Below are 26464 nucleotides of genomic sequence, written 5' to 3'. Positions count from 1 at the left end.
GCAGGAATCAATGAGAATTCGCAAGGCGCGCTACGCCTCCGCGTTTCTGGCGGTGGGTGCTCTGACACTGTCTGCTGCGTGCAGCAGCGGCGGGGCCGACGACGGGAAGAAACCCGCGGGCGACGACAAGAAGGCGTCGGTGCAGAACTTCGGCCTGGGCACCAAGGCCGACTCCACCGGCCCGGCGGTGCCCGTCGCGGGCGCCAAACCGGGGGGTACGGCCTACGACCTGGACCAGGCGGGCTTCGACTACCTCGACCCCGGCCAGCAGTACGTGAGCGACATGCTCTCGCTCCAGCTGCTCTACAACCGCTCGCTGACCGGCTACAAGATCGACGCCAAGACCGGCAAAACGATTCTGGTGGGCGACCTCGCCACCGACACCGGCACCTCGTCGGACGGCGCCAAGACCTGGACGTACACCCTCAAGGACAACCTGAAGTTCGAGGACGGCACGCCGATCACGTCCAAGGACATCAAGTACGGCATCGAGCGGCTCTTCGCGGACTACCAGACGCAGGGCCCGCAGTACGTCCAGAAGTGGATGCTCGGCACCGACTACCGCAAGGCCTACAAGGGCCCGTACGACGGCAAGGAGCTGCCCGACACGGCCCTGGCGACTCCGGACGACAAGACCGTCGTGTTCCACTTCAAGGAGCCGCACGCGGACGCCCCGTACGCGATGTCCATGCCCAACGTCTCGCCGGTGCCCAAGGCCAAGGACGACAAGCAGAAGTACAACAACCACCCGGTCGCCTCCGGCCCGTACCGGATCGCCGACTACAAGCCCGGCAAGTCCCTCTCCTTCGCGCGCAACACCAACTGGGACCCCAAGAGCGACCCGATCCGCAACGCCTACCCCGACAAGTGGGAGTTCCAGCTCGGGATCTCCGAGCCGGGCCTCACCAACCGGATGGCCGCCCAGTCCGGGCCCGACAAGTACGCCGTGAACATGTCCGGCTCCGCCGACCCGTCGAAGATGCAGACGCTGACGACGGACTCGCAGTACAAGTCGCGGATCGTCAACGAGTACCAGCCGTACGTCGAGGTCATCAACATCAACACCAAGCGGATCACCAACCCCAAGGTCCGCCAGGCGATCATGTACGCCTTCCCGATGCAGCAGGTCCAGCAGGCCTTCGGCGGCGGCGCGCAGGGCGAGCTCGGCACCACGCTGATCAGCCCGACGGTGGCCGGCTGGAAGAAGTTCGACCCGTTCGGCAAGCTCGACAAGCCGATGGGCGACCCGGAGAAGGCCAAGCAGCTCCTGAAGGAGGCCGGGGTCACCACCCCGGTCAAGCTCTCCTACGCGTACGCCAACACCCCGCGCTGGCAGAACGTCTCGCTGACCCTGCAGAAGGCACTGGAGAAGGCCGGCTTCCAGGTGGAGCGCAAGGCCATCGACCCGACCTCGTACTACACGGTGGTCGGCAAGGTGAACACGCCGTACGACATCTACCGCACCGGCTGGGGCGCCGACTGGCCGAGCGCCTCCACCGTGGTGCCGCCGACCATGGACGGCCGCAACCTCCAGGACGGCACCAACAACTACGCGTTCCTGAACGACCCGAAGGTGAACTCCGAGATCGACCGGATCATGGCGCTCACCGACATCAACAAGCAGAACGACGAGTGGCGCAAGCTCTCCGAGTACGTGCTCCAGTCCGACACGTCGCAGATCCCGTTCATCTACGACAAGTACTTCAACCTGCACGGTGACGGCCTCGGCGGCGTCACCTACAACCAGGTCTTCGGCACCATCAACCCGAGCACCATCTTCGTGAAGCAGTAGCAGTGGCGGCCCGGTCCCCGGCCCGCCCACGGGCCGGGGACCGCATACAGACGGAAGAGTCCGATGCTCCGTTTCCTCGTGCGACGACTGCTCGGCGCCGCGGTCATCCTGCTGCTGATCAGCGCCATCACGTACTTCCTCTTCTTCTTCCTGCCCTCCGACCCGGCGCTGCTGTCCTGCGGCAAGAACTGCGACCCGCAGAACGTCGCCCTGATCCGCAAGAACCTCGGGCTCGACCATCCGATCTGGGTGCAGTACTGGCACTTCATGGTCGGCATCTTCGCCGGGCGCGACATGCCCGTCGGCAACTGCCCGGCGCCCTGCTTCGGCTACTCCTTCGCCGACCAGCAGCTGGTGTGGAACACCATCTCCGACCGCTATCCCACGACGCTCTCGCTGGGCGTCGGCGGCGCCGCGATCTTCCTGACCGTCGGCGTCGGCCTCGGCCTGGTCTCCGCCTGGCAGCAGGGCAGGCTCTTCGACCGGGTCGCCAGCGCGGCCTCGCTGCTCGGCCAGTCCGTGCAGATCTACTTCATCGGCCCGATCGCCATCCTGCTGCTCTCCACCAAGGTGCACCTGCTCGACCGCGGCCACGACCCCCACTGGACCAGCGACCCCGCCGGCTCGGTGTCGGGACTGCTGCTGCCCTGTCTGATCCTCTCGGTGATCTTCTGGTCCAACTACAGCCGGCAGACGCGCTCGCTGATGGTCGAGCAGATGTCGGAGGACCATATCCGCGCGGCCCGCGCCAAGGGCATGAGCTCGCGCTACGTCTTCCTGCGGTACGCGCTGCGCGGCGCGATGGCCACCGTCGTCACCATCTTCGGCGTCGACCTCAGCGCGGTGCTCGGCGGCGCGATCATCACCGAGGTCACCTTCGGCCTCCACGGCCTCGGCTCGCTCTCGGTGCAGGCCGTGCTCCGCAGCGACCTGCCGCTGGAGATGGCCGTGATGCTCATCGGCGCCACGATCATCGTCCTGTGCAACATCGTCGTCGACATGGCGTACGCCTTCATCGACCCGCGGATCCGGCTCTCCTGAAAGAGCACGTCGACCCTCACGGTCCCGGAACCCCGGGACCCAGGCACCTGCGGAGGAGAAACCGTCCGTGAGCACCCTCAGCCAGCCAGCGGCGAAGCCGGCCGCCGACACGTCCCGCGGCTTCCTCTCGGTCCGTGACCTGTACGTCCACTTCGCCACCGAGGACGGGATCGTCAAGGCCGTCGACGGGCTCTCCTTCGACCTGGAGCGCGGCTCGACCCTCGGCATCGTCGGCGAGTCCGGGTCGGGCAAGTCGGTCACCAACCTCGCCGTCCTCGGGCTGCACAACCCGCGCAACACCACGATCCGGGGCGAGATCCTGCTCGACGGGCAGGAGCTGACCGGGGCCTCGGAGCGCCGGCTCGCCCAGCTGCGCGGCAAGAAGATGGCGATGATCTTCCAGGACTCCCTCGCCGCGCTCTCGCCGTACTACACGGTGGGCCGCCAGATCGCCGAGCCGTACATGAAGCACATGGGCGCCTCCCGCAAGGAGGCCAGGGAACGGGCCGTGCAGATGCTCGGCAAGGTCGGCATCCCGCAGCCCAAGCTGCGCGTCGACGACTACCCGCACCAGTTCTCGGGCGGGATGCGCCAGCGCGCGATGATCGCGATGGCACTGGTCTGCGACCCCGAACTGATCATCGCGGACGAGCCGACCACCGCGCTGGACGTGACCGTCCAGGCCCAGATCCTCGACCTGCTCAAGGACCTCCAGCGGGAGACCGGATCGGCCATCGTCATCATCACGCACGACCTGGGCGTGGTGGCGAAGACCGCGGACCAGGTGATGGTGATGTACGCGGGGCGCTGTGTGGAGCGCGGCACGGTACGGGAGATCATGCGCACCCCGCGCCACCCCTACACCTGGGGGCTGCTCGGCTCGATCCCCCGGCTCGACTCCCCGGTCGACCTGCCGCTGGTGCCGATCCCAGGCACTCCGCCGAGCCTGCTCTCGCCACCGCCGGGATGCCCCTTCCACCCCCGGTGTGCCTTCCCCGCCCAGGTGCCGGGCGGGGCCTGCGGCTCGGTGCGTCCGGCGATCGAGGAGGGCGAGCCGCACGGGGCGGCCTGCCATCTGACGTCCGACCAGAAAACCACCATCTTCGCCGAGCAGATCCGGCCGCGGCTGCGCTGACCCCGAGCAGGAGTCGAGAACACATCATGAGCGAACAGCTGAGCCTCACCAAGGTGCCGGGGCCCCGCGACGAGGGCGGACAGGAGGGCCCGGAGCCGTCCGCGCCGCTGCTGGAGGTGGCCGGGCTCGTCAAGTACTTCCCGATCACCAGCGGTCTCGTCCTCCGCCGCCACATCGGGGACGTACGGGCCGTGGACGGCGTCGACTTCACCATCGGGCAGGGCGAGAGCCTGGGTCTGGTGGGCGAGTCGGGGTGCGGCAAGTCGACCACCGGGCGGCTGATCACCCGCCTCCTCGAACCGACCCGGGGCACCATCACGTACGACGGCCGCGACATCAGCCGCGCCTCGCGCAAGGAGCTGGCGCCGATCCGGTCCGAGATCCAGATGATCTTCCAGGACCCGTTCGCCTCGCTCAACCCGCGCCAGACGGTGGGCGACATCATCTCCAACCCGATGGCCGTCAACGGGATCAGCCCGCCGGGCGGGCGGGAGAAGCGGGTCCGCGAGCTCCTGGAGATCGTCGGGCTCAACCCCGAGCACTACAACCGCTTCCCGCACGAGTTCTCCGGCGGGCAGCGCCAGCGCATCGGGGTGGCGCGGGCGCTGGGGCTCAGGCCCCGGCTGATCGTGGCGGACGAGCCGGTCTCCGCGCTCGACGTGTCGATCCAGGCGCAGGTGGTCAACCTGCTCCAGAACCTCCAGCGGGAGATGGGGATCGCGTTCCTTTTCGTCGCCCACGACCTGGCGATCGTGCGGCACTTCTCGCAGCGGGTGGCCGTGATGTACCTGGGCCGCATCGTGGAGATCGGCGACCGGGACTCCATCTACCACCGGCCCCGCCACCCCTATACGCACGCGCTGCTGTCGGCCGTGCCGGAGGCGGTGGTGGACGACGAGGGCGAGGGGCGTGAGCGGATCCGGCTCGCCGGTGACGTGCCCTCGCCGATCGACCCGCCGTCGGGCTGCCGGTTCCGTACGCGGTGCTGGAAGGCGGCCGAGCGGTGCGCCACGCAGACGCCGCCGCTGGTGCGGCTGGAGGGTAACCGGGAGGGGCATCTGACCGCGTGCCACTTCCCCGAGGAACCGACGGTCGCGGCGCGGGGTGCGGACGTGGTGCTCGATCCCGCGCTCGCCGCGATCGAGGAGGCGACGGATACGGCCCGTTGACCCGAGCGGCCGGTGCCTCCGCTTCGGAGCCGGGCCCGCGTCCGCACACCCCGGCCACCACCGCGGACACGGGCCCCGGCGCAACCGCTCACCTGCGCGCCGGTGGATGGCCGGTCGCGCAGTTCCCCGCGCCCCTGAAGGGCTCGGCTCCGCCATCGCCGCACCCCCGAAGGGGCGCGGGGAACTGCGCGAGGGGTCTGTCACGTGCCCGGGGATGCCTCCTCCGGCGGCACCACCCGCTTCTCCTCCGCGAAGTGGCACGCCGACGGATGGTGCGCCGGGCCCGTCGCCAGGCGGAACGCCGCCGGGACCGCCAGTTCCGGCACCTCCAGCGCGCACCGCTCCCGCGCCTTCCAGCACCGCGTACGGAACCGGCACCCGGAGGGGATGTTCGCCGGGGACGGCACATCCCCGGTGAGGATGATCCGCTCGCGGTGCTCCCGCGCGGACGGATCCGGCACCGGCACCGCCGACAGCAGCGCCTGGGTGTACGGATGCGTCGGATGGTCGTAGATCTCCTCGTCCCGCCCGGTCTCCACGATCCGGCCGAGGTACATCACCCCGACCCGGTCGGAGATGTGCCGCACGATCGACAGGTCGTGCGCGATGAACACGTACGACAGCGAGAACTCGTCCTGAAGGCGTTCCAGCAGATTGACCACCTGCGCCTGCACCGACACGTCGAGCGCGGAGACCGGCTCGTCCGCCACGATGACCTCGGGCCGCAGCGCGAGCCCCCGCGCGATCCCGATGCGCTGGCGCTGGCCGCCGCTGAACTGGTGCGGGTACCGGTTGATGTACTCGGGGTTGAGCCCCACCACGTCCAGCAGGTCCTGCACCTTGCGCCGCCGGTCGCCCTTGGGCGCGACCTCGGGGTGGATCTCGTACGGCTCCCCGATGATGTCCCCGACCGTCATCCGGGGGTTGAGGGACGTGTACGGGTCCTGGAACACCATCTGGATGTTGCGGCGGACCGCCCGCAGCGCCTTGCCGGACATCTTCGTGATGTCCGTGCCCTTGTACTTGATCTGCCCCGCCGTCGGCCGCTCCAGGTTCACCAGCATCCTGGCGACCGTCGACTTGCCGCACCCCGACTCCCCCACGATGCCCAGCGTCTCGCCGGCCGCGAGGTCGAAGGAGACCCCGTCGACCGCCCGCACGGCGCCGATCTGCTTCTTGAAGAGGATGCCCCGGGTCAGCGGGTAGTGCTTGACCAGGTCGCGCACTTCGAGAATCGCCTCAGTCATCCAGGCACTCCTTCCAGAAGTGGCACGCGCTCCTGCGGCTCTCGGAGACGACCGCCAGCGGGGGGACGTCGGTACGGCACACGTCCCGCGCCATCGGGCAGCGCGGATGGAAGGCGCAGCCGGGCGGGATGTGCATCAGGTTCGGCGGCAGGCCCCTGATCGCGTACAGCTCGCGCCCCTTCTGGTCCAGGCGCGGGATCGACCGGAGCAGGCCCTTGGTGTACGGGTGCGCGGGCGCCCGGTAGATCTCGTGGACCGGGGCCTCCTCGACGATCCGGCCCGCGTACATCACCGCGATCCGGTCCGCGACGTCCGCGACCACGCCGAGGTCGTGGGTGATCAGGATCAGCCCCATGTTCATCTCGCGCTGGAGCTCCGCGAGCAGGTCCATCACCTGGGCCTGGACGGTCACGTCGAGCGCGGTGGTCGGCTCGTCCGCGATGATCAGCGCGGGCTCCAGCGCCATCGCCATGGCGATCATGATGCGCTGGCGCATACCGCCGGAGAACTGGTGCGGATACTGGTTGACCCGCTCCTTCGCGGCCGGGATGCGCACCCGGTCCATCAGCTCGACGGCCCTGGTCCTGGCGTCCGCCCGGGACATCCCCCGGTGCACGGTGAACATCTCGGCGAGCTGCGCCCCCACGCTCAGGACCGGATTGAGCGAGGACAGCGCGTCCTGGAAGATCATCGCCATCCCGGACCCGCGGATCCCGCGCCGCTGGTCCTCCTTGAGGGTGAGCAGGTCCCGGCCCTGGAAGAAGATCTCGCCGCCGGTGATCCGGCCCGGCGGCATGTCCAGGATGCCCATCACGGCCTGGGCGGTCACCGACTTGCCCGAGCCGGACTCGCCGAGCACGGCCAGTGTCTCGCCGGCCGCCACCGAGTAGGTCACCCCGTTGACGGCCCTGGCGACGCCGTCGCGCGTACGGAACTCGACCTGGAGGTCGCGCACTTCGAGCAGCATGGTGTCCAACTCCTCAGCGCAGCTTGGGGTCGAGGGCGTCGCGCACCGCGTCGCCGAGCATGATGAACGCCAGCACCGTGATCGCCAGCGCCCCGGCGGGCCACAGCAGCATGTGCGGCGCGTTGCGGATGTACTGGGAGGCGGCCGAGATGTCGATGCCCCAGGAGACGGACGGCGGCTTCAGCCCGACGCCGAGGTAGGAGAGCGTGGCCTCCAGGGAGATGTACGTACCGAGGGCGATGGTCGCCACGACGATCACCGGGGCCACCGCGTTGGGCGCGATGTGCCGCAGCAGCATCCGTGAGTTGGAGGCACCGAGCGCGCGGGCCGCCTGGACGTAGTCGTTCTGTTTGGCGGTGATCACCGAGCCGCGCGCGATACGGGCGATCTGCGGCCAGCCGAGCAGGATCATGAAGCCGATCACCGGCCAGACGGTCGTCGAGGTGACCACGGAGAGGAAGACCAGACCGCCCAGCACCACGGGGATGCCGAAGAAGATGTCGGTGATCCGGGAGAGCAGCGCGTCCCAGCCGCCGCCGAAGAACCCGGCGAGCCCGCCCAGGACCGAGCCGAAGAGCGCGACCCCGAGGGTGGTGCAGACGCCGACGGTGACCGAGGTGCGGGCCCCGTAGACGGTCCGGGTGTAGACGTCGCAGCCCTGGCCGTCGTAGCCGAAGGGGTGACCGGGCCGGGAGCCCAGCTGGGCCTTGGAGAGGTCGCACTTGAGGGGGTTGCCGGAGGCGATCAGGGACGGCCACAGCGAGATGACCACCAGGAAGAGGATGATCACGCCGGAGATCAGGAAGACGGGGTTGCGCCGCAGGTCCCGCCAGGCGTCGCCCCACAGACTGCGGGGCCTGCCCGTCGGGCCGGTGCCTTCCGGTCCGCCGGACGCCCGCTTCTCCAGGGTCGCGCCCTCGCTGATCGCGAGGTCCATGGCGCCACTGGTGCCGGTGGGGGCGATGGCTCCCTCGTCGACACCGCCCGCACCCGTCGCGGCGACCGAACGTTCGTCGAAGTCGGGCTCAGGCATAGCGGATCCTCGGGTCGAGTACGGCGTACAGGAGGTCGACGACGAGATTCGCCACCAGGAACACCAGCACCAGAACGGTCACGAACCCGACGACGGTCTGGGTGCTCTGGCGCAGGATGCCCTGGTAGAGCTGGTAGCCGACGCCGTGGATGTTGAAGATCCGCTCGGTCACGATCGCCCCGCCCATCAGGGCGCCCACGTCCGTACCGATGAAGGTGACCACCGGGATCAGCGAGTTGCGCAGCAGATGCCGGGTGATCACCCGGCGGCGGGGCAGGCCCTTGGCGACGGCGGTACGGACGTAGTCGGCGCGGGAGTTCTCCGCGATCGAGGTCCGGGTGAGCCGGGTGACGTACGCGAGCGAGACCGAGGCGAGGACCAGGCCCGGCAGCAGCAGTTCGTCGAAGGGGGCCTCCGGGGAGACCGAGGGCTTGATCCACCCCCACTCGACGCCGAGCAGCAGTTGGAGCACCAGACCGGTGACGAAGGTCGGGATCGCGATGACCACCAGGGTCAGGATCAGCACCGCGGTGTCGACCGGCCGGCCGCGCCGCAGACCGGTGACCACACCGAGGGTGATGCCGATGACGATCTCGAAGAGGATCGCGATGATCGTGAGCCGGATGGTGACGGGGAAGGCGGTCGACATCAGCTCGGTGACCTTCTGGCCGTTGAACGCGGTCCCGAAGTCACCGGTGAACACGTTCCCCATATAGGTCGTGTATTGCTGCCAGACCGGCTTGTCGAGGCCGAACTCCCGCTTGAGGCGGGCCGCGGTCGAGGGGTCGCAGGCCTTGTCGCCGCAGAGCCCCGCGATGGGGTCGCCCATCACGTTGACCATCAGGAAGATCAGCAGCGTGGCGCCGAAGAAGACCGGGATCATCTGCAGCAGACGCCGGATCACATAACGTCCCATGAACCGCTCCGAGAGTCTGGGAAGGGGTCCGGCCCGGCGCGGGGGCGCGCGCCGGGCCGGACCGCCACCGGCGTCAGCTGACCTTGATCTCGTTGTAGACGGGAACGCTGAACGGGTTCAGGGCGACGTTGGAGATCCGGGAGGAGTAGCCGGCGCTGCCGTTCTGGTACCAGAGCGGGATGGCCCCCATCTCGTCGCGGAGCACGCCCTCGGCCTTCTGGAAGATGCCGATCGCCTTGGCCTTGTCCGTCTCGGCGTTGGCCTGGTTCACCAGCTTGTCGAACTCGGCGTTGGTCCACTTGCCGTCGTTGGAGGAGGCGTTGGTGTAGTACAGCGGCTGGAGGAAGTTCTGGATCAGCGGGTAGTCCATCTGCCAGCCCGCCCGGAACGGCCCCGACATCTTGCTCTGGGTGATCTGGTTGCGGAAGTCGGCGAAGGTGCCGACCGGGTTGCCGACGCACGCCCGGTCGTTGCCCAGCGCGTTGTTGACGCTGTTGCAGATGGCGTCGATCCACTCCTTGTGCGAGCCGGTGTCCGCGTTGTACGAGATCTTCACCTGGCCGCCGGGGATCCCGCCGCCCTCCTCGATGAGCTTCTTGGCGGCGGCCGGGTCGTACTTGCAGGCGTCCCCGCAGAGGCCCGCCTTGTAGCCGCCGTCCGCGCCCAGCACGGGTGAGGTCCAGTCGGTGGCCGGGGTGCGGGTCTTCTGGAAGATGGTGTCGGTGATCTGCGCGCGGTTGATCGCCATGGACAGGCCCTTGCGGACCTTCGCCGCGCCCGGGGTGTTCCAGGCCTCGTCGTAGTACGGGAAGGCGAGGGTCTGGATGATGCCGGCCGGGGTGTTGATGTACCGGTCGCCGAGGTCCGCCTTGACGTTCTTGAGCTGGGAGGCGGGCACGTCGTCGACGAGGTCGAGGTTGCCGGCGGTCAGGTCGGTGTAGGCGGTGTTGTTGTCGGTGTAGACCTTGAGGTCGACACCGCCGTTCTGCGCCTTGTCCGGCCCCGGGTAGCCGTCCCACTTGCGCATCTCCAGCTTCGAGCCCTTGGTGTACGAGTTCACCGTGTACGGGCCGTTGCCGACCGGCTTGGACAGCCACGCGGCGTGGTTGTCGAAGAAGGCCCTGGGCAGGGGGGCGAAGGCGGCGTAGCCGAGGGTGTCGGGCCAGGTGGAGAACTTCTGGTTGAGCTTGACGGTGAAGGTGCGCTCCCCGGTGACCTTCAGCCCGGAGAGGCTCTCGGCGCTGGGCTCGCCCTTGTCGGGGTGGGTCTTGTCGTAGCCCTCGATGTACCCGAAGAAGTACGCGTTCTTCTGGTTGTTCTTCAGGTTGGCGCCGTAGTTCCAGGCGTCCACGAAGGACTTCGCGGTGACCTTCTCGCCGTTGGAGAACGTCCAGCCGTCCTTGACGGTGACGTTGAAGGTGGTCGAGTCGGTGGTCTCGATCTTCTCGGCGAGCATGTCCTTGGCGGCGCCGGTCTTCGGGTCGTACCGCTTGAGCCCCCGGAAGAGCATGTCGAGGACCTTGCCGCCCTGCACCTCGTTGGTGTTGGCGGGCTCCAGCGGGTTCTGCGGATCACCCCAGGACGAGCTCACGATGCCCGAGGCGCCACCGCCACCGCTGTCCCCGCCCCCGCAGGCCGTCGCCGCGAGAGCGACGACCGCCGCGCAGGCGGCCCACTTGGCGTGCGTGGCTCCGCGCATGGAGTCCTCCTAGAGTCCCAAGTCCGACTTAGGGCCAAATATCACCCCGGGAGGGGAAGGGGTGCATGTCTGCTGCACCCGAATGGGCGGAGGAATCAACGGGTGGGGGAACGACGGGGGCGCGGGGCCGACGCCGAAGGGGCGCCCGGGACCGTGAGGTTCCGGGCGCCCCTTCCGTGTGGCGCGGGGGTCGCGCGGTCAGGCCGCGCCCACCACGTCCTTCTCCTCGGCGAAGTGGCACGCCGACTCGTGCGCGACCGGGCCGTCCTGACCCTGGAAGCGCACCGGCACGGCGAGCAGCGGCTCCTCGGTGGCGCAGCGCTCCTCCGCCTTCCAGCAGCGGGTGCGGAAGCGGCAGCCCGACGGCGGGTTGGCCGGCGACGGGACGTCACCGGTGAGGATGATCCGCTCCCGGTGCTCACGGGCGTCCGGGTCCGGCACCGGCACCGCGGAGAGCAGCGCCTGGGTGTACGGGTGCGTCGGGTGCTCGTAGATCTCCTCGTCCGAGCCGATCTCGGCCAGCTTGCCGAGGTACATCACACCGACGCGGTCCGAGATGTGCCGGACGATCGACAGGTCGTGCGCGATGAAGAGGTAGGAGAGGTTGAACTCGTCCTGCAGCTTCGCCATCAGGTTGATGACCTGCGCCTGGACCGACACGTCGAGCGCCGAGACCGGCTCGTCGCAGATGATGATCTCGGGGTTGAGCGCGAGGCCGCGGGCGATGCCGATGCGCTGGCGCTGACCGCCCGAGAACTGGTGCGGGTAGCGGTTGATGTACTCGGGGTTGAGGCCCACGACGTCCAGGAGCTCCTGGACCCGGCGGCGCCGGTCGCCCTTGGGAGCCACCTCGGGGTGGATCTCGAAGGGCTCCCCGATGATGTCGCCGACCGTCATCCGCGGGTTCAGGGACGTGTACGGGTCCTGGAACACCATCTGGATGTTGCGGCGGACGGCCTTCAGCGCGCGCCCGGACAGCTTGGTGATGTCCTGGCCCTTGTAGAAGACCTCGCCCGCGGTCGCCCGCTCCAGCGTCATCAGCAGCTTGGCGACGGTGGACTTGCCACAGCCGGACTCGCCGACGATGCCGAGGGTCTCGCCCTGGTAGAGGTCGAAGGAGACCCCGTCCACGGCCTTGACCGCGCCGATCTGCTTCTTGAACAGGATGCCCTGGGTCAGCGGGAAGTGCTTGACCAGGTTGCGCACCTGGAGGATCGGCTCGCCGCGGTCGACCTTGACGTCGAGGAGCGCCTCGACCTCGGTCGTCGTCGAGGCGTCCTTCTTCACGACGTCGGTGACGCTGGGAGTCGCGTCCACGGCCTCGTCCTTCTTGGCCGGCTCAGCCATGGATCGTCTCCTTCCAGAAGTGGCAGGCGCTGCCACGGCCGGTCAGGACCGTGCCGTCGGCCTCGGTGACCTGGTGCAGCGGCGGCGCGTCCGTACGGCAGATGTCCTGGGCCTTCGGGCAGCGCGGGTTGAAGGCGCAGCCCGAGGGGACCTTGAGCAGGTTGGGCGGCAGGCCCTTGATCGCGTACAGCTCCTGGCCCTTCTGGTCCAGGCGCGGGATCGAGTCGAGCAGACCCCGGGTGTACGGGTGCGCCGGGCGCTTGTAGAGCTCGTGCACCGGCGCGGTCTCCACGATCCGGCCCGCGTACATCACCGCGATCTTGTCCGCGACGTCGGCGACCACGCCGAGGTCGTGGGTGATCAGGATCAGACCCATGTGGAACTCGCGCTGGAGCTCCGCGAGCAGGTCCATGACCTGCGCCTGGACCGTCACGTCGAGCGCGGTGGTCGGCTCGTCCGCGATGATCAGGTCGGGCTCCAGGGCCAGCGCCATCGCGATCATGATGCGCTGGCGCATACCGCCGGAGAACTGGTGGGGGTAGTCGTTGACCCGCGCCTTGGCGGCGGGGATCTTGACCTTGTCCATCAGCTCGATGGCCTTGGCCTTGGCCTCCTTGCGGGAGGCGCCCTGGTGGACCCGGAACATCTCGCCGAGCTGGTAGCCGACGGTGAGCACCGGGTTGAGGGAGGAGAGCGCGTCCTGGAAGATCATCGCGATCTTCTGGCCGCGGATCTTCCGCCGCTCCTCGCCGGACATCTTCAGCATGTCCTTGCCGCGGAACAGGATCTCGCCCTGCGGGATGCGGCCCGGGGGCATGTCCAGGATGCCCATGATCGCCTGCGCGGTCACGGACTTGCCGGAGCCGGACTCGCCGAGGACGGCGAGGGTCTCGCCGGCCGAGACGGTGTAGTTGACACCGTTGACGGCCTTGGCGACGCCGTCCCGGGTGTGGAACTCGACGTGCAGGTCGCGGACTTCGAGGAGCGGCGCGGAGTCGCCCTCGGAACGCGGGGCGGGTACACCCGCCGTTTTCTCAATGATGGTCATGGAGTACGCCCTCCCTAGCGCATCTTCGGGTCGAAGGCGTCGCGGACCACGTCGCCGAGCATGATGAACGCCAGCACGGTGATGCTGAGCACGGCGGCGGGGAAGAGCAGGGCGTGCGGGGAGGTCAGGAACCGGTCCTGCACGTCACTGATCATCAGACCCCAGGAGATGTTGGGGTGCTGGATGCCGATGCCGAGGTAGGAGAGCGCCGACTCGGCCGAGATGTAGACACCGAGGTTCATCGTCGTGACGACGATGACCGGGGCGAGCGTGTTCGGCAGGATGTGCCGGAACGCGATCCGCTTGGTGTCCGCGCCCAGCGCCTTGGCCGCCATCACGTAGTCGTTGTACTTGTTGGCGATGACCTCGCCGCGCATGATCCGGTAGACCTGCGGCCAGCCGAGCACCGCGAGGATGAACGACACCGACCAGGGGTCGCCGCCGCCGATGATCGACATGATCAGCAGCGCGCCGACGATGAGCGGCAGCGCGAAGAAGACCTCGGTGACCCGCGAGAGGATCGCGTCGATCCAGCCGCCGCGCAGACCCGCGACCATGCCGAGCAGCGCGCCGAAGAACGTCGTCATCAGCGTGGTGGCCACACCGACGATGATCGAGTTCCGGGTGCCGAAGACCGTACGCGTGTAGATGTCGCAGCCCTGGAGGTCATAGCCGAAGAGGTGACCGGAGCTGGGCGGCTCCATCGAGTTCTGCAGCTGGCAGAAGCCGTCGCTGAACGGGCTGCGCGAGGTGAAGAGCCCGGGGGCGATGGCCAGCGCCAGCAGGACCACGATGACGAAGCCGGAGATCAGGAACATGGGCCGCTTGCGCAGGTCCATCCAGCCGTCGCGCAGCAGGCTCGCCTGGCGGGCCGCCGCCTTCTCCTCGGCCTCGGCCGCCTTGTCGCTCACCGTCGCGTCGGCCTGGGCGGCCTTCTCCATGGTCTTCTCACTCATAGCGAATCCTCGGGTCGAGCACGGCGTAGAGAAGGTCTACGACGAGATTGGCCACCAGGTAGATCAGGACGAGCAGGGTGACGATGCCGACCACCACGGGACGCTCGCGCAGATAGACGGACTGGGCCAGCTGTCCGCCGATACCGGGCAGGTTGAAGACCCGCTCCGTGATGATCGCGCCACCCATCAGCGCACCCAGGTCCATACCCAGGAAGGTGACGACGGGGATGAGCGAGTTGCGCAGCGTGTGGATGCCGATCACGCGGCGCCGGGGCAGGCCCTTGGCGATCGCGGTGCGCACGTAGTCCGCGCGGATCGACTCCATCATGCTCGCGCGGGTGAGCCGCGCGATGTACGCCATGGAGGTCGAGGCCAGCACGAAGGCGGGCAGGATGTAGCTGGTGGGCCAGCCGTCGTCGACACCGGCGACCGGCGTGATCTTCCACTTGACGCCGAACTCCAGCTGGAGCACGTTGCCGAGGACGAACACCGGGATCGAGATCAGCAGCAGCGTGCTGATGAGGACCAGGTTGTCGAGGAACTTGCCCTTCTTCAGCGCCGCGAAGATACCCGCGACGATGCCGATGACCGCCTCGATACCGAACGCGGTGAGCGCCAGTTCGAGGGTGATCGGGAAGCGCTCGCTGACGATCTCCGAGATCGAGCGTCCGGTGTAGGTCGTACCGAGATCACCGGTGAAGACACCACTGATGTAGTGCCAGTACTGCACGATCTTGGGGTCGTTGAGGTGGTACTGCTCGCGCAGCATCGCCGCGATGTTGGGGTCGGCGCGCTTCTCGCCCGCCAGGGCCTGGATCGGATCGCCCTTGAGTGCGAAGACCAGGTAGAAGATGAGGAACGTAACGCCTATCAGTACAGGGATCGCCTGCAAGATACGGCGCACGACGAATCGGCCCATCGGTTCTCCAGAGGGGTGCTGACTCGCCCGGTGCCGGTGAGGGGTGGCAGTGCGGACGGCTGGACGGCAGACAGGGTGGGCAGGGAGAGACCTCCAATGGACTCCCCCTGCCCACCCTCAGCCCGTTGGTTCACGGGCTGGATCGCTCAGCTGAGCTTGACGGTGTCCCAGAGGACGTCGCCACCGGCGATCTTCATGCTCTTGATCTTCGAGCTGTAGCCAGCGTTGAGCTTGTAGAAGTACACGGGGATGTACGGCATCTCGTCGAGCAGGATGTCGTCGGCCGCCTGGTACCCCTTGACGGCTTCCGCCGGGGTCTTGCCCTGGTCGCCCTGGACGAGAAGCTTCTCGAAGTTCTCGTTCGTGTAGCCCGCGTAGTTCGAGCCGTTCTCGATGGCGTCCTTGGAGAAGATCGGACGCAGGTAGTTCTCCGCGTTCGGGTAGTCCATGTTCCAGCCCATACGGAACCCGCCGCTGTACTTCTTGGCGTCGAGGTCGTTCAGGATGGTCTGGAACTGCTCGAACGGCTTCGCGGTGACCTTGATGCCGAGGTTCTGCTGGATCTGGTTGGCGACCGCCTCGATCCAGCCCTTGTGGTCGCCGTCGGCGTTGTAGCCGATCTCCAGCGTGTTGTTCGGCAGGCCGCCGCTCGTCTTGTAGAGCTCCTTGGCCTTCGCCGGGTCCAGCTTGCACGCGTCACCGCAGGCGCCCTGGCGGTAGCCGGTGATGATCGGGCTGATGAAGTCGTCGGCCGGCATACGGGAGCCGAGGAAGATCTTGTCGGCGATGGCCTTCCGGTCGATCGCCATCGAGATCGCCTTGCGGAGGTCCTTGTTCTTGAAGGCCTCGTTGTACTTCAGCGGGAAGCCGATGTAGCCGACACCGGAGTCCGACTCGTCGATCGCGCGGTCGCCGAGGTCCTTCTTGTACGTGGCGAGACCGGACGTCGGGATCGAGTCGTCGATGTCCAGGTTGCCCGCGACGAGGTCCTTGTAGGACGTGTCGGAGTTCGAGTAGATCTTGAAGTTGATCCCCTTGACCTCGTACTTCGAGGCCTCCGGGTACTTGTCGTACTTGACGACGGAGATCTTGTCGTTGTGCTGGAACTTGCCCGACATCTTGTACGGGCCGTTGCCGATCGGCGCCTCGCCGAAGGCCTTCGGGTTGTCGAAGAACACCTTCGGGAGCGGCATGAACGCCGAGAAGGAGAGCTGCGAGGTGAAGGCAGAGAACGGCGTCTCCAGGGTCACCTGGAGGGTGTTGTCGTCGACGGCCTTGAGGCCGGACATCTCCTTGGTGGTGACCTTCTTGCCCTTGCCGGGGTTCAGGTCCTTGAAGCCGGCGATGTGCGAGAAGAGCGGGTTCGTCTGCTGCGCGTTGTCCTGGTTGGCGCCGTAGTTCCAGGCGTCGACGAAGGACTTCGCCGTGACGGCCTCACCGTTGTGGAAGGTGTAGCCGGGCTTCAGCTTGATCGTCCAGACCTTGGAGTCCTTGGTCTCGATCGACTGCGCCAGGTCGTTGACGACCTCGTTCTTCTCGTTCAGCTTGGTCAGACCGGTGAAGACGGCCTTGACGACCTCGCCACCCTCGGTCTCGTAGGTGTTCGAGGGCACGAGCAGGTTCTGCGGCTCGCCGATCTCCATGGAGATGACGCCGTCCGAACCCCCCTTGCCCTTGCTGTCACCGTCGCCGCCACCACAGGCGGTCGCAGCCATGGCAACGATCGCCGCACCCGCGACCCACTTGGCGCTCTTGGCACCACGCATGGGTTCCTCCTCATGAGTCCACTTGTCACAACAAGAGGGGCATAAAAAGATCGCCGACACCCCTGACGGCGATCGATCAAACGCCCCGAGTGTGCTCGTGAGTCGGCACTCCCCACAGTGCGTGACCCATTGACCCGAGCTCAGTGGAGCCAACTATTAAGTACAGCCGGGCTGTAAACCACACTTAAAGGGTCTCGTTTTGACAACATCAGGTCAGGCCAACAGTCCGAAATCCGGACAAACAGAGCACAGACAGACACGCCCGAAACGGACCGTTAACACATCTTCCGGAGAGCGACGCTCGATATCCGAACAGCGTGTAGGGGAAAACAACTTGACCGCGTGACATGCGGAAGGCAGGGCCGTGCGGCCGGCAGGGGCCGGACTCAGCCGTGCTTGGCGCGCGAGGCCGTACGGCCGCGCTCCTTCTGGTCCAGGACGACCTTCCGGATACGGACGGCCTCCGGGGTCACCTCGACGCACTCGTCGTCGCGGCAGAACTCCAGGGACTGCTCCAGGGAGAGCTTGCGCGGCGGGACGATCGCCTCGAAGGAGTCGGCGGAGGAGGAGCGCATGTTGGTGAGCTTCTTCTCCTTGGTGATGTTGACGTCCATGTCGTCGGCGCGCGAGTTCTCGCCGACGATCATGCCCTCGTACACCTCGGTGCCCGGGTCGGTGAAGAGCACACCGCGCTCCTGGAGGTTCGTCATCGCGAAGGCGGTGACGGCGCCCGCGCGGTCGGCGACCAGCGAACCGTTGTTACGGGTCGTCAGGGTGCCGAACCACGGCTCGTGGCCCTCGTGGATGGAGTGCGCGATGCCGGTGCCGCGCGTACCGGTGAGGAACTCGGTACGGAAGCCGATCAGACCGCGGGACGGGACGACGAACTCCATGCGGACCCAGCCGGAGCCGTGGTTGGACATGTTGTCCATGCGGCCCTTGCGGACGCCCATGAGCTGCGTGACGGCGCCCATGTGCTCCTCGGGCACGTCCACCGTGAGGCGCTCGACCGGCTCGTGCACCTTGCCGTCGACGAGCTTGGTGACGACCTGCGGCTTGCCGATGGTCAGCTCGAAGCCCTCGCGGCGCATCTGCTCGACCAGGATGGCCAGCGCCAGCTCACCGCGGCCCTGCACCTCCCAGGCGTCGGGGCGCTCGGTGTCCAGCACGCGCAGCGAGACGTTACCGATCAGCTCGCGGTCGAGGCGGTCCTTCACCTGACGCGCGGTGACCTTGCGGTCCTTGACGGCCGCCTTCGCCGAGGCGCCCTTGCCGGTGCCGCCGCGGCCGACCAGCGGCGAGGTGTTGGTGCCGATGACCATGGAGATCGCGGGCTCGTCCACGGTGATCAGCGGGAGCGCGACCGGGTTCTCGGGGTCGGCGAGGGTCTCGCCGATCATGATGTCCGGGATACCGGCGACGGCGCAGATGTCGCCCGGACCCGCGACCTCGGCGGGCTTGCGGGTGAGCGCCTCGGTCATCATCAGCTCGGTGATGCGGACGTTGGAGATCGAGCCGTCGCGCTTGATCCAGGCCACGGTCTGGCCCTTGCGCAGCTCGCCCTGCTCGACGCGGAGCAGCGCGATACGGCCGAGGAAGTTGTCGGCGTCGAGGTTGGTGACGTGGGCCTGGAGCGGCGCGTCCTCCTCGTACGTCGGGGCCGGGACGTGCTCCAGGATGGTGGAGAAGAACGGCTCCAGGCTGGTGGAGTCGGCCGGGACCGTGCCGTCCTCCGGCTTGGTCAGCGAGGCGATGCCGTCGCGACCGCAGGCGTAGACGATCGGGAACTCGATCTGGTCCTCGTCCGCGTCCAGGTCCAGGAACAGGTCGTACGTCTCGTTGACGACCTCGTCGATCCGGGAGTCCGGGCGGTCGGTCTTGTTGATGCAGAGGATGACGGGCAGCCGCTGCTGGAGCGCCTTGCGCAGCACGAAGCGCGTCTGCGGGAGCGGGCCCTCGGAGGCGTCCACCAGCAGCACGACCGCGTCCACCATCGACAGACCGCGCTCGACCTCACCACCGAAGTCGGCGTGGCCGGGGGTGTCGATGATGTTGATCGTGATGGGGGCCCCGCCGTCCTTGGGGTGGTACTTCACCGCCGTGTTCTTGGCGAGGATCGTGATGCCCTTCTCACGCTCCAGGTCGTTCGAATCCATCATGCGGTCGTCGAGGGACTCGGCGGCGTGCGCGGCGAAGGAGCCGGCCTGCTTGAGCATGGCGTCGACGATGGTCGTCTTGCCGTGGTCGACGTGGGCGACGATGGCGACATTGCGGATGTCGTGGCGCGTGGGCATGCTGGCTGGCGCTTCTCTCGATCGGGAATCAGGCGTCTGACGGTCGAAGCCTCGTCCGCCCGCCGGGCGCGGACACGCCACGGCTAGTCCTATGGTACGGGCCTGGCGCGCCGGGGGCCTCCCGGGCCGAACCTGTGATCGTTTCTCGGGGTGCTGAGGAGCTGCGGGGCGCCCTGGTCGGAGCAGCCCCATGGCCGGGTCAAGGGCAGGTACGACCTTGCCCGCCGGCGGACCGACGGGCAAGGGACTTGAGCCAGTTCTGAGGTTGTGACCTGCTATTTCTTAGGACAACCCGGCAACCCTTCCGTCACTTCACAGGCCCCTTCGGGGCATTTTCCGACTTCTTGAAACCGATGTCCTGGAAGAGCGGTGTGGCGAAACCGAACGCGCCCGCATTGGCCACATTCGGTTTCACCGCGACCAGCTGCGGGCGCTGGTAGAGCGGGATGGAGGCCGCCGCCGCCCAGATACGGGCGTCCGCCTTGCGGACCAGCTCGCGGGCCTCGTCCTCGTCGAGCTCCCCGGTGGCCTGGTCGAACAACTGGTCGATGTGGTCGGTGCCGACGCGGGTGTAGTTCTGCTCGACGACCAGCGAGCCGTCCGAGGCCGGCTCGGGCTTGGCGAAGACCGGCCGGTCGTCGGTGGCCGGGTAGGCGGTGCCGGGCCAGGAGTACAGCGCCAGGTCGAAGTTGCCCGAGGCGATGTGGTCCTTGAAGTAGCTGTCGTCGGCCACCTTGGAGACCTCGGTGCTGATCCCGACGGCCCTGAGCATCTGGGCGACCCGGTCGCCCACCGACCGCAGCGCCTCGGAGCCCGGACCGGAGGGCAGGACGAACCGCAGGGTGAGCGGCTTGCCGTCCTTGCCGAGCGGCCCGGCCGCCGCCGGGGCCGCGGTGCCCTTGGGCGCGTACGCGCCGGGTGCGCCGCCCTGGTGCCGGGCCTGGCTGCGGTGGGCCTCCCCGGCCGTGCCGCGCTCCTTCTTCGCGCCCGCCTCGTCCTGGGCGGCGGCGCCCCGGTGTCCGGAGCCCGTGTCGTCCAGCGCGTCGGCCTGGCGCATCAGGGCGACTTCCTGGAGGGCGGCGGAGCGGGCCGGGGCGAGCACATGCGTGTCGGAGCCGCCGGGCCGGTTGTCGCCCGGCCTGCCGACCGGCCGGCTCCCGCCCGGCCGGTCGTCGCCACCGGAGCCCTCCCGGCCCCCCGAGGAGGCGGCGGGCCTCTCCTCGTCCGCGTAGTAGGGACCCTCGCCGACCTTCGTGCCGCCCAGGGAGTACAGGTTCGGGCTCGACCGGACCCGGCGGCCCTTGTCGTCGCCGACGATGTAGGTGCCGTCGTCCCCGGCGCTCTCCCGCTTGGCGTCGCCCTCCGCCGAGGCGCCGGACGCCTTGCTGCCCGCCTTGCTCGTGCCGGGCTTCTGCCGGGCGCCGCCCGGGGTCCAGCCCGCGTCCGCGAGCAGGGCCTGCGCCTCGTGGGTGTCCTGGCCGCCGAGCGCGCCGCTGTTGTCGGCGTACGCCGGCTGGCCCGCCAGCGCCAGATGGCTGCCGGGCGGCCGGGCGGGCAGCCCGAGCGGCTTGAGCACGATCTCCGCCAGCTCCTGGCGGTCCAGCGCCCGGGCCACCGCCCGGCGCACCCGTTCGTCGGCGAGCGGGCCGGAGCTGCCGTTGAGGGCGAGCTGGGTGTAGGCGGGCTCCAGGGACTTGCGGATGCTGAGCCCCGCGAGGCCGGTCTGCTCCCGCGCGTACCGGGCGACGGCCTCGCGGGTCTGTCTGCGGGCCCGTACCTCGGCCTCGGCGCGCTCCTCGTCGGAGCCGTGCGCGACGGCCCAGGAGCGCAGCGCGGAGGCGGGGGTGAGGGCGGTGCCGGGGCCGTGGGCGAGTCCGGGGCCGTCGGCGCCCCGGCCGGCGCCCTTGTCGCGCTCGGCCAGGGTGATGCGGTCGGCGGCGGACCGGTCGATCTCGGCCACGTCCAGGGTGCCGTCGGCGAGGGCGGCGACCCGCTTCTCGCGCGGCACGGCCCGGAACACCAGCTCGTCGAGCTTGCTGGGCCGGCCCCACCAGCGCGGATTGCGGGCGAGGGTGAGCGTGCCCTTGTCGCGGTCGGAGGCCTTCAGGAGAAACGGTCCTGCGGTGGCCTTCAGGGTGGTGCGGGCGCCGTCGTTGAAGGCGTTCGCCGTCCCGGTGACGTCCTTGGGGTAGAGCGGGCTGAACAGGGCGCGCCAGTCCGCGTACGGCTTGGCGAAGGTGACCTTGACCTCCAGGTCGTTGGCGCCCTTCTCGATCTTCTCGATCCGCTCGTACCCGGCGTTGCGCGCGGTCCAGAACGCGGTGTCGCGCCCGCTCAGCGCCCGCCACTGGGCGACGAAGTCGGGTGCGCCGACCTCCCGGCCGTCGCTCCACACCGCCTTCTGGTTGAGCTTGTAGAGCACGACCTGCTTGGGCTCGCGCTGGACGACCTCCGCGTTCTCCAGGTAGTCCGGGTTGCGCTGCGGGCGCCCGCGCTCGTCCAGGGTGAACAGGGACGGCAGCAGCGCTCCGGTGATCCGCGCGGTGGCGGCGTCGGCGTCGGCCTGGAAGGCGTTGAGCGTCTGGGGCATCGCGTCGACGGCCCAGCGCAGGGTGCCCCCGTCGGCGACCTGGGGCCGGGCCGCCGCGCCGATGTCCTGCGGCGCGACGAGCTCGCCGGCCGAGTCGTCGCCCGAGGAGCAGCCGGCCAGTGCGGGGAGCGCCAGCACACCGGAGGTGAGGAGCGCGACGGACCGGAGCGAAGCGACGGTGCGGATCGCGGCGACGGTGCGGGTCGCCCGGGATGCCCTCCCGCGCTGGACGCCGACGTGGGGCATGTTTGTACCTCTTCGTCAGTTTTTATTTGCTTGGTGGCATTTCGCGATGATCACACGTATTGCTCACCCACTGAAGAGGACGCCACGCCCGGGTGTACGGCGACACGGCGCGGCGGCGGCCGGATCCCACCCATGCGGCGCAACGAGGGGCGCGTACGGCTCAGTACGCGCCCCGGGAACCCGGTGCACACACCTTCACAACCACGGAAGTGACGCGCGACACTCTCAGGCGCATGACCTTTCGGGGGACCCGGAGGTCGCCCTCCGGAACGACCGGTCACCGCCCGCCACTGCGGAAGGTAGGGCACGTCATGTCCCTGCACGACGAGCTGACGGCAGTTCAGCGCTGTCTCGACGACCTGGTCAGGTCGGTGGGGCGGCTGGAGAAACAGGTCGGCGACGACGGCCTGGACATCCGCCGGATACGGACCGACACCGACCATCTGCGCGAGAGCGTCGCGCTGCTGCGCCAGACCGCGGCCCCCGCCACCGAGGCGCGCCCGGACCTGGTCACCATCCCGGACACGCCGTACGACACCTCGCTGTGGACGGACTCGGACGACGAAGGTCTGGGCGCCCGCGACCGGCGCGCCCCCTGACTGAACGGAACTGGAGCCACTGTTGGCCACAGGCACCGAACCCCAACCGCTCACCGGCGTGTCCGGCCCCACGCGCGCCGCCATCGCGCCCCGCCATCTGCGCACCGACCGCTGGTGGCTGGCGCCCGCCGTGACCGCCGCCGGACTGCTCGCCTTCGTCGTCTACTCGACCTGGCGGGCCTTCGTGAACGACGACTACTACGCCGCTCCCTACGTCTCGCCGTTCTACTCGCCGTGCGTCGCCGACAACTGCGTGCCGATGCGGGGCGGCCCCAACGCCGACCTCTTCGGCAGTTGGTGGGGCCTCTCCCCCGCCCTGCTGATCCTGATCTTCCCGCTGGCCTTCCGCGGCACCTGCTACTACTACCGCAAGGCCTACTACCGGGGCTTCTGGGCCTCGCCGCCCGCCTGCGCGGTGGCCGAGCCGCACAAGAAGTACTCCGGCGAGACCCGCTTCCCGCTGATCATCCAGAACATCCACCGGTACACGTTCTACTTCGCGCTGCCGGTCGCCGCCTTCCTCACGTACGACACCGTGCTCGCCTACCGCGACGAGCACTACCGGTGGGGCCACATGGGTCTGGGCACCCTCGTCTTCACCGTCAACATCGTGCTGATCTGGGCGTACACCCTCTCCTGCCACTCCTGCCGGCACATCGTCGGCGGGCGGCTGCGGCACTTCTCCAGGCACCCGGTGCGCTACCGGCTGTGGAGCTGGGCCGGGAAGCTGAACCGCCATCACATGCTGCTCGCCTGGGCCTCGCTCATCAGCGTCTCGCTGGCCGACCTGTACGTGTACTTCCTCGCCACCGGGGCCTTCGACGATCCGAGGTTCTTCTGATGACGCATGTGGAACGCCAGCAGTGGGACGTGGTCGTGGTGGGCGCGGGCGGTGCGGGCCTGCGGGCCGCGATCGAGGCCCGCGAGCAGGGCGCCCGTACCGCCGTGATCTGCAAGTCCCTCTTCGGCAAGGCCCACACGGTGATGGCCGAGGGCGGCATCGCCGCCTCCATGGGCAATGTGAACTCCGGCGACAACTGGCAGGTCCACTTCCGCGACACCATGCGCGGCGGCAAGTTCCTCAACCAGTGGCGGATGGCCGAGCTCCACGCGCGCGAGGCGCCCGACCGGGTGTGGGAGCTGGAGACCTGGGGCGCCCTGTTCGACCGTACGCCCGACGGGCGGATCTCCCAGCGCAACTTCGGCGGCCACGAGTACCCGCGGCTGGCCCATGTCGGCGACCGCACCGGCCTGGAGCTCATCCGCACCCTCCAGCAGAAGATCGTCTCGCTCCAGCAGGAGGACCGGCGCGAGTTCGGCGACTACGAGGCCCGCCTCAAGGTCTTCCAGGAGTGCACGGTCACCCGGGTCCTGAAAGAACACAGCCTGAAGGCGGACGGCCGGGTGTCGGGCGCCTTCTGCTACGAGCGCGAGTCCGGCCGGTTCTTCGTCCTGCAGGCCCCGGCCGTGGTCCTGGCGACCGGCGGCATCGGCAAGTCCTTCAAGGTGACGTCGAACTCGTGGGAGTACACCGGTGACGGCCACGCGCTCGCCCTGCTGGCCGGGGCGCCGCTGCTGAACATGGAGTTCGTGCAGTTCCACCCCACCGGCATGGTCTGGCCGCCCTCGGTCAAGGGCATCCTGGTCACCGAGTCCGTGCGCGGCGACGGCGGGGTGCTGCGCAACTCCGACGGCAAGCGCTTCATGTTCGACTACGTGCCGGACGTCTTCAAGGAGAAGTACGCGGAGTCCGAGGAGGAGGGCGACCGCTGGTACGAGGACCCGGACCACAACCGCCGCCCGCCCGAACTGCTCCCGCGCGACGAGGTCGCCCGCGCCATCAACTCCGAGGTGAAGGCGGGCCGCGGCTCCCCGCACGGCGGTGTCTTCCTGGACGTCTCCACCCGGATGCCCGCCGAGGTCATCCGGCGCCGGCTGCCCTCCATGCACCACCAGTTCAAGGAGCTGGCGGACGTGGACATCACGGCCGAGCCGATGGAGGTCGGTCCGACCTGCCACTACGTGATGGGCGGTATCGCCGTCGACTCCGACACCGCCGCCGCGCGCGGGGTGCCCGGACTGTTCGCGGCGGGCGAGGTGGCCGGAGGCATGCACGGCTCCAACCGCCTCGGCGGCAACTCCCTCTCCGACCTGCTGGTCTTCGGCCGCCGCGCCGGGCTGCACGCCGCTGGGTACGCAGCCGCCCTGGCGGGGGCCCGCCCGGCCGTCGACGAGGCCCAGGTCGACCTGGCGGCGGCCGAGGCGCTGCGGCCCTTCAGCGCCGAACCGGCCCGCACCGAGGGCGCCGCGCCGGAGAACCCGTACGCCCTGCACCAGGAGCTCCAGCAGGCCATGAACGACCTGGTGGGCATCATCCGCCGGGACGCGGAGATGCGGCAGGCCCTCCAGAAACTGGGCGAGCTGCGCGTACGGGCCCGGCGGGCCGGGGTGGAGGGGCACCGCCAGTTCAACCCCGGCTGGCACCTCGCCCTGGACCTGCGGAACATGCTGCTGGTCAGCGAGTGCGTGGCACGGGCGGCCCTGGAGCGCACGGAGAGCCGGGGCGGCCACACCCGCGAGGACTGGCCCGCGATGGACCGGGCGTGGCGGCGGGCGAACCTGCTGTGCCGGCTGGCCGAGCCCGCCGGCGACCCCGGGGCGGCCGACCCGGCCCGGGGGCAGATCCGCCTGGAACGCGAAGAGACCGAACCCATCCGTGCCGACCTGCTCGCCCTCTTCGAGAAGGAGGAGCTGGTCAAGTACCTCGCCGAAGAGGAGCTCTACGAGTGACCACGTATGACGCGAGCTTCCGGGTCTGGCGCGGCGACACCGGCGGCGGCGCCCTGAAGGACTTCACGGTGGAGGTGAACGAGGGCGAGGTGGTCCTCGACATCATCCACCGCCTCCAGGCCACCCAGGCCCCCGACCTGGCGGTGCGCTGGAACTGCAAGGCGGGCAAGTGCGGTTCGTGCTCGGCGGAGGTCAACGGGCGGCCCCGGCTGCTGTGCATGACCCGGATGTCGGTCTTCGCGCGCGAGGAGACGATCACGGTCACCCCGCTGCGGGCGTTCCCGGTCGTCCGCGACCTGGTGACCGACGTCTCCTTCAACTACGCCAAGGCGCGGGAGGTTCCCGCCTTCGTCCCTCCGAAGGGCGTCGCGGCGGGCGAGTACCGGATGCAGCAGATCGACGTGGAGCGCTCGCAGGAGTTCCGCAAGTGCATCGAGTGCTTCCTGTGCCAGGACACCTGCCATGTGGTGCGCGACCACGAGGAGAACAAGGCGGCCTTCGCCGGCCCGCGCTTCCTGATGCGGGTCGCGGAGCTGGACATGCACCCGCTGGACGCGGCCGAGGAAATCGGCCTGGACCGCAAGCGCACCGCCCAGGACGAACACGGCCTCGGTTACTGCAACATCACCAAGTGCTGTACGGAGGTCTGCCCCGAGCACATCAAGATCACCGACAACGCGCTGATCCCGCTGAAGGAGCGGGCGGTCGACCGCAAGTACGACCCGCTGGTCTGGCTGGGCAGCAGGATCGGCCGCCGGCCCGGGAGCCGGGACCGGTAACGGCCGTACGCAACGGGGCGGGGGGGGGGGGGGGGGAAAGAAGAAGAGAGAGACCAACCCCCCCACCACAGCCCCCCCCCCCCCCCCCTACCGGTGCCGTCACTCGCCCCGTTCGCGTGTGTAGTTCGAGC

The 26464-nt window shown here is 68.8% G+C and carries 20 protein-coding genes; 8 read left to right on the top strand and 12 right to left on the bottom strand.

Annotation, left to right across the window (positions count from 1 at the left end; all coding sequences use genetic code 11):
- Nucleotides 1-10 precede the first annotated feature (10 nt).
- The 4 genes from ACZ5ID_RS33865 to ACZ5ID_RS33850 all read left to right on the top strand — a co-directional run bounded on the left by ACZ5ID_RS33865 (nt 11) and on the right by ACZ5ID_RS33850 (nt 5137).
- On the top strand, nt 11-1792 hold the full coding sequence (locus ACZ5ID_RS33865; RefSeq protein WP_468905794.1) for an ABC transporter substrate-binding protein: 1782 nt from the start codon (nt 11-13) through the stop codon (nt 1790-1792).
- 63 nt (nt 1793-1855) lie between these two features.
- Nucleotides 1856-2833 (top strand): ABC transporter permease, encoded by a 978-nt coding sequence (locus ACZ5ID_RS33860; protein ID WP_468905792.1) that lies wholly within the window; start codon nt 1856-1858, stop codon nt 2831-2833.
- Between the two features lie 67 nt (nt 2834-2900).
- Nucleotides 2901-3968: an ABC transporter ATP-binding protein gene (locus ACZ5ID_RS33855; RefSeq protein WP_468905789.1), complete on the top strand. Its 1068-nt coding sequence runs from the start codon at nt 2901-2903 to the stop codon at nt 3966-3968.
- A 26-nt stretch (nt 3969-3994) separates the two neighbouring features.
- On the top strand, nt 3995-5137 hold the full coding sequence (locus ACZ5ID_RS33850) for an ABC transporter ATP-binding protein (protein ID WP_468905787.1): 1143 nt from the start codon (nt 3995-3997) through the stop codon (nt 5135-5137).
- A 200-nt stretch (nt 5138-5337) separates the two neighbouring features.
- Here the strand turns inward: ACZ5ID_RS33850 and ACZ5ID_RS33845 are convergent, their stop codons facing one another.
- The 12 genes from ACZ5ID_RS33845 to ACZ5ID_RS33790 all read right to left on the bottom strand — a co-directional run bounded on the left by ACZ5ID_RS33845 (nt 5338) and on the right by ACZ5ID_RS33790 (nt 22165).
- Nucleotides 5338-6384 (bottom strand): ABC transporter ATP-binding protein, encoded by a 1047-nt coding sequence (locus ACZ5ID_RS33845; RefSeq protein ID WP_468905785.1) that lies wholly within the window; start codon nt 6382-6384, stop codon nt 5338-5340.
- The gene (locus ACZ5ID_RS33840; protein WP_468905783.1) at nt 6377-7351 is read right to left on the bottom strand and encodes an ABC transporter ATP-binding protein; all 975 of its coding nucleotides are present in this window, start codon (nt 7349-7351) and stop codon (nt 6377-6379) included. The genes ACZ5ID_RS33845 and ACZ5ID_RS33840 overlap by 8 nt, the downstream gene beginning before the upstream one ends.
- Nucleotides 7352-7364: 13 nt before the next feature.
- Nucleotides 7365-8384 (bottom strand): ABC transporter permease, encoded by a 1020-nt coding sequence (locus ACZ5ID_RS33835; protein ID WP_468905780.1) that lies wholly within the window; start codon nt 8382-8384, stop codon nt 7365-7367.
- Complete coding sequence (locus tag ACZ5ID_RS33830) at nt 8377-9300, bottom strand: ABC transporter permease (RefSeq protein ID WP_468905778.1); 924 nt, start codon at nt 9298-9300, stop codon at nt 8377-8379. The genes ACZ5ID_RS33835 and ACZ5ID_RS33830 overlap by 8 nt, the downstream gene beginning before the upstream one ends.
- A 73-nt stretch (nt 9301-9373) precedes the next feature.
- Nucleotides 9374-10999, bottom strand: coding sequence for a peptide ABC transporter substrate-binding protein (locus ACZ5ID_RS33825; protein ID WP_468905776.1), 1626 nt, complete (start codon nt 10997-10999; stop codon nt 9374-9376).
- 198 nt (nt 11000-11197) lie between these two features.
- The gene (locus ACZ5ID_RS33820; RefSeq protein ID WP_389890176.1) at nt 11198-12346 is read right to left on the bottom strand and encodes an ABC transporter ATP-binding protein; all 1149 of its coding nucleotides are present in this window, start codon (nt 12344-12346) and stop codon (nt 11198-11200) included.
- Entirely contained in the window at nt 12339-13394 is a 1056-nt protein-coding gene (locus tag ACZ5ID_RS33815) for an ABC transporter ATP-binding protein (protein ID WP_468905773.1), read from the bottom strand. The genes ACZ5ID_RS33820 and ACZ5ID_RS33815 overlap by 8 nt, the downstream gene beginning before the upstream one ends.
- 14 nt (nt 13395-13408) lie before the next feature.
- Nucleotides 13409-14350 (bottom strand): ABC transporter permease, encoded by a 942-nt coding sequence (locus ACZ5ID_RS33810; protein ID WP_468905770.1) that lies wholly within the window; start codon nt 14348-14350, stop codon nt 13409-13411.
- The gene (locus tag ACZ5ID_RS33805) at nt 14343-15269 is read right to left on the bottom strand and encodes an ABC transporter permease (protein WP_468905768.1); all 927 of its coding nucleotides are present in this window, start codon (nt 15267-15269) and stop codon (nt 14343-14345) included. The genes ACZ5ID_RS33810 and ACZ5ID_RS33805 overlap by 8 nt, the downstream gene beginning before the upstream one ends.
- Before the next feature lie 146 nt (nt 15270-15415).
- A complete protein-coding gene (locus ACZ5ID_RS33800; RefSeq protein WP_468905766.1) occupies nt 15416-17035 on the bottom strand; it encodes a peptide ABC transporter substrate-binding protein in 1620 nt (539 codons plus the stop codon).
- Nucleotides 17036-17421: 386 nt separating this feature from the next.
- On the bottom strand, nt 17422-19329 hold the full coding sequence (gene typA, locus ACZ5ID_RS33795) for a translational GTPase TypA (protein ID WP_389890161.1): 1908 nt from the start codon (nt 19327-19329) through the stop codon (nt 17422-17424).
- A 307-nt stretch (nt 19330-19636) separates the two neighbouring features.
- Nucleotides 19637-22165 (bottom strand): ABC transporter family substrate-binding protein, encoded by a 2529-nt coding sequence (locus ACZ5ID_RS33790; protein WP_468905763.1) that lies wholly within the window; start codon nt 22163-22165, stop codon nt 19637-19639.
- Nucleotides 22166-22476: 311 nt separating this feature from the next.
- Here ACZ5ID_RS33790 and ACZ5ID_RS33785 point away from each other — a divergent pair, with 311 nt between their 5' ends.
- Genes ACZ5ID_RS33785 through ACZ5ID_RS33770 form a run of 4 tightly spaced genes read left to right on the top strand, consistent with a single transcriptional unit; the run spans nt 22477 to nt 26333 of the window.
- Nucleotides 22477-22764 carry a hypothetical protein gene (locus tag ACZ5ID_RS33785; RefSeq protein ID WP_406552018.1) on the top strand — a complete coding sequence of 96 codons (288 nt, stop codon included), beginning with the start codon at nt 22477-22479 and terminating at the stop codon, nt 22762-22764.
- 22 nt (nt 22765-22786) lie between these two features.
- On the top strand, nt 22787-23605 hold the full coding sequence (locus ACZ5ID_RS33780) for a hypothetical protein (RefSeq protein ID WP_468905760.1): 819 nt from the start codon (nt 22787-22789) through the stop codon (nt 23603-23605).
- A complete protein-coding gene (locus tag ACZ5ID_RS33775; protein ID WP_468905757.1) occupies nt 23605-25554 on the top strand; it encodes a fumarate reductase/succinate dehydrogenase flavoprotein subunit in 1950 nt (649 codons plus the stop codon). The genes ACZ5ID_RS33780 and ACZ5ID_RS33775 overlap by 1 nt, the downstream gene beginning before the upstream one ends.
- Nucleotides 25551-26333 carry a succinate dehydrogenase/fumarate reductase iron-sulfur subunit gene (locus tag ACZ5ID_RS33770; protein WP_468905755.1) on the top strand — a complete coding sequence of 261 codons (783 nt, stop codon included), beginning with the start codon at nt 25551-25553 and terminating at the stop codon, nt 26331-26333. Before ACZ5ID_RS33775 ends, ACZ5ID_RS33770 begins: the two co-directional genes overlap by 4 nt.
- The last annotated feature ends 131 nt before the right edge of the window (nt 26334-26464 follow it).

The sequence above is a fragment of the Streptomyces sp. NPDC031670 genome (assembly GCF_055580545.1).
Note: the sequence above shows the minus strand (reverse complement) of the source record. Positions and strands in the feature narration are given on the sequence as shown.

What these genes read in the sequence shown, in the direction of transcription:
- ACZ5ID_RS33830 (WP_468905778.1), bottom strand. Translation starts at nt 9,300, where the DNA reads ATGGGACGTTATGTGATCCGGCGTCTGCTGCAGATGATCCCGGTCTTC.
- ACZ5ID_RS33800 (WP_468905766.1), bottom strand. Translation starts at nt 17,035, where the DNA reads ATGCGTGGTGCCAAGAGCGCCAAGTGGGTCGCGGGTGCGGCGATCGTT.
- ACZ5ID_RS33860 (WP_468905792.1), top strand. Translation starts at nt 1,856, where the DNA reads ATGCTCCGTTTCCTCGTGCGACGACTGCTCGGCGCCGCGGTCATCCTG.
- ACZ5ID_RS33820 (WP_389890176.1), bottom strand. Translation starts at nt 12,346, where the DNA reads ATGGCTGAGCCGGCCAAGAAGGACGAGGCCGTGGACGCGACTCCCAGC.
- ACZ5ID_RS33810 (WP_468905770.1), bottom strand. Translation starts at nt 14,350, where the DNA reads ATGAGTGAGAAGACCATGGAGAAGGCCGCCCAGGCCGACGCGACGGTG.
- ACZ5ID_RS33840 (WP_468905783.1), bottom strand. Translation starts at nt 7,351, where the DNA reads ATGCTGCTCGAAGTGCGCGACCTCCAGGTCGAGTTCCGTACGCGCGAC.
- ACZ5ID_RS33815 (WP_468905773.1), bottom strand. Translation starts at nt 13,394, where the DNA reads ATGACCATCATTGAGAAAACGGCGGGTGTACCCGCCCCGCGTTCCGAG.
- ACZ5ID_RS33775 (WP_468905757.1), top strand. Translation starts at nt 23,605, where the DNA reads ATGACGCATGTGGAACGCCAGCAGTGGGACGTGGTCGTGGTGGGCGCG.
- ACZ5ID_RS33825 (WP_468905776.1), bottom strand. Translation starts at nt 10,999, where the DNA reads ATGCGCGGAGCCACGCACGCCAAGTGGGCCGCCTGCGCGGCGGTCGTC.
- ACZ5ID_RS33865 (WP_468905794.1), top strand. Translation starts at nt 11, where the DNA reads ATGAGAATTCGCAAGGCGCGCTACGCCTCCGCGTTTCTGGCGGTGGGT.
- ACZ5ID_RS33785 (WP_406552018.1), top strand. Translation starts at nt 22,477, where the DNA reads ATGTCCCTGCACGACGAGCTGACGGCAGTTCAGCGCTGTCTCGACGAC.
- ACZ5ID_RS33805 (WP_468905768.1), bottom strand. Translation starts at nt 15,269, where the DNA reads ATGGGCCGATTCGTCGTGCGCCGTATCTTGCAGGCGATCCCTGTACTG.
- ACZ5ID_RS33845 (WP_468905785.1), bottom strand. Translation starts at nt 6,384, where the DNA reads ATGACTGAGGCGATTCTCGAAGTGCGCGACCTGGTCAAGCACTACCCG.
- ACZ5ID_RS33850 (WP_468905787.1), top strand. Translation starts at nt 3,995, where the DNA reads ATGAGCGAACAGCTGAGCCTCACCAAGGTGCCGGGGCCCCGCGACGAG.
- ACZ5ID_RS33835 (WP_468905780.1), bottom strand. Translation starts at nt 8,384, where the DNA reads ATGCCTGAGCCCGACTTCGACGAACGTTCGGTCGCCGCGACGGGTGCG.
- ACZ5ID_RS33790 (WP_468905763.1), bottom strand. Translation starts at nt 22,165, where the DNA reads ATGCCCCACGTCGGCGTCCAGCGCGGGAGGGCATCCCGGGCGACCCGC.
- typA (WP_389890161.1), bottom strand. Translation starts at nt 19,329, where the DNA reads ATGCCCACGCGCCACGACATCCGCAATGTCGCCATCGTCGCCCACGTC.